The sequence below is a fragment of the Methylobacterium sp. P3_A11 genome (assembly GCF_056403155.1).
Genome location: NZ_JBFUGA010000224.1, coordinates 1 through 2,298, shown reverse-complemented (window position 1 = coordinate 2,298; position 2,298 = coordinate 1). Strand labels below are relative to the sequence as shown.

The following is a 2,298-nucleotide window of genomic DNA, read 5'->3' as shown; positions in this document are numbered from 1 at the left end:
CCTCCGCCGCGCGGATCGCCGCCTCGGCCGCGCGCACCGAACCCTGCGCCTCCCGGACCGAGTCGCGGGCCTGCGCCTGCAGGGTGCGGACCCGCACCGCCACGCCGCGCACGGCGGCCAGGGAGGTCGTCCAGTCGTCCTCGTCCGCCGGGATGGTGGGGGCGGCCGCCGCGGCCCCGGCGAACAGTGCCACGACCCGGTCGATCGGAGCGGCATCGCCGTCGCGAGGCCCGACCGGAGGGGCCAGGGGGGACGCCTCCGTCAGGTCGGCCCGCGCCCGGGCTGCGATGCTCATGCCGCCGCCTGATCGGTGAGATCCGAGAACTCGGACAGGATCGCCTGCTGGACGCGTTCCAGCCACTCCTCGGCCTGCCGCGCCCGGTCCTCGGCGGCGCCGGCGCGGGCCTCGGCGGCCTTGGCGCGCTCCTCGGCGGCGATGATCTGCGCCTCGGCGCGCACCTGCGCGTCGCGGGCCTGCATCTCGGCCATCCGGGCACGCTCGTTGGACGTGTTGATCTCGGCCCGGACCTGCTCCAGCACGTGTTCGATGCGCTCTTCCCGCTCGCGGGCCTGCGCCTCGATCACCCGCGCCTGACGGGCCGCGGCCTGCACCCGGTGGATCAGCGCGTCCCAGTCCTGCGACGACGCGGGCGGCTTCGGAAACTCGGTCCGGGCGTGCATCGACGAAACGACGCGCAGGACGCTGCCGAGATTGGCTTCGGGGGCGGCGCCGGTTTCACGGGGGCTCTTGTCGGCCGGCCGGAACCGGGGATCGTTCAGAAGCCTCTGCAGCTCGCTCACGGATCCTCCACTCGCTGTCAACGCAATCCTGATCCGACTAAACTGTTTAGATGGGTTAACAAATAGTTAAACGATCCGCCGCAGGCCGGTGGAATCTTAACGCGGCGGGTGGTGGCCGCGGAGCCCGGCCGGGCGCGCCGCATCCGCGATCACGGGGGCTGCGCCGGCACACGGGCGGGCGCCGTCGGACCGGTGTGCGGCCGGACGGGCTGCGGTTCTCACTCCTGGGCCGAGGGTGCGTTGCGACCGCCGTGGGTCCGCACGGGGCGCCGGCGGGGACGCGATGCGGCCCGTGCTCACCCGCACGCAGGCGCGTCCGCCACCGTCATAGCTGTCCATCCTCACTATCATGGCACCCGAGGAGGTGCGCCATGACCGCTCCGCAAGTCGTCGCAACGATTGTCGTCCTGATCTCGGCCGGGTCGGCGACGGCCTTGGCCATCATGGCGACCGCCTCGGCCCTGCTGGAGATGTCGGTCGAGGCCCGCGACCGCTGGGGCCGCTCCGGACGGGGCTCCCGCAGGGCGGCCAGCCCGACCGGGTACCCGCCGGGGAGCCCTCGCTATAGGATCCCGGTCCGGCCGGCCGGGTCGGGCCGGAAGCCGGCGGGAGCCCATCGCCTTGACCGTCGTCGAGATTCACCGGTCGCCCTGGAGAGTGGCCGGGCTGTTCGCGGGGGCCTGCGCCTTCGTCGCCGCCTGCCTCTGGCTGATCGGCGACCCTCCGGGACCCGGTCGCGCCGCGGTGACAACCGGGAGCTTCACGGCCTGCGTGGCGTATGTCGGCCTCGGTGTCTTCGGCCTCTGTGCGGCCCTCGTGGTCCCGATGCTGTTCCAGCGCGGCCCGGTGGTCTCAGTGGGGCCACGCGGGATCTTCGATCGGAGGCTCTCGACCGACTGGATTCCCTGGACGGCCATTCGCGGCATCGCGACGGTGGCGATCCGGCGTCAGCGCGTGATCGCGCTCGAGGTCGATCCCCGCGTCGATGCGTCCCTTCCCTGGACGAACTGCGCGCGACGCGTCGCGCGGCTGAACCGGGTCCTCGGCGATCATCGATACTGGATGGCGGCTATCGAAATGCGCGGGGGATTCCCGGCGCTGTCCGCGGCGGTCGAGCGCGGCTGGTCCGATCGGAGCGGCGGAGTCCGGTGATGAGACCCCGATCGGTCAGGGTCCAGGCTGTCTTCGACCGGAGGGGGCGGACCGATTCAGGTTTGCCGAACCCGAGGGACCGCTATCGGTTCGGAAATCCATTCAACCTCCGTCGGTTGAATGGTGGGCGCGACAGGGATCGAACCTGTGACTGATCCTCCCTCGGCTTCGCGGTTCTTCCGCACTTTGCGTGGATCAGGCAGCGAGGAGCACGCGGCGGCGGCGGAGTGCGAAGCTGGCGCGGCCGTACATGGTACGCTTGAGCATCTTCAGCCGACTGATCTGCCCTTCAGCCTGCGCGTTGCTCCAGGGCGTCGTCAGCGCCGCCCGAACCGCCGGCCCGTC

General features: G+C 71.8%; 2 protein-coding genes and 1 pseudogene. 1 reads left to right on the top strand and 2 read right to left on the bottom strand.

The genetic code is table 11. From position 1 onward, the window contains the following. Nucleotides 1-295: pseudogene (locus AC1DXK_RS30835) on the bottom strand (hypothetical protein); the annotation flags it as partial. Next, nucleotides 292-801: a hypothetical protein gene (locus tag AC1DXK_RS30830; RefSeq protein WP_457107837.1), complete on the bottom strand. Its 510-nt coding sequence runs from the start codon at nt 799-801 to the stop codon at nt 292-294. The pseudogene AC1DXK_RS30835 and the gene AC1DXK_RS30830, both read right to left, overlap by 4 nt. Before the next feature lie 621 nt (nt 802-1,422). Between AC1DXK_RS30830 and AC1DXK_RS30825 the strand changes: the two genes are divergently transcribed. Next, nucleotides 1,423-1,953 (top strand): STM3941 family protein, encoded by a 531-nt coding sequence (locus AC1DXK_RS30825; RefSeq protein ID WP_457107836.1) that lies wholly within the window; start codon nt 1,423-1,425, stop codon nt 1,951-1,953. Nucleotides 1,954-2,298: the final 345 nt, after the last annotated feature.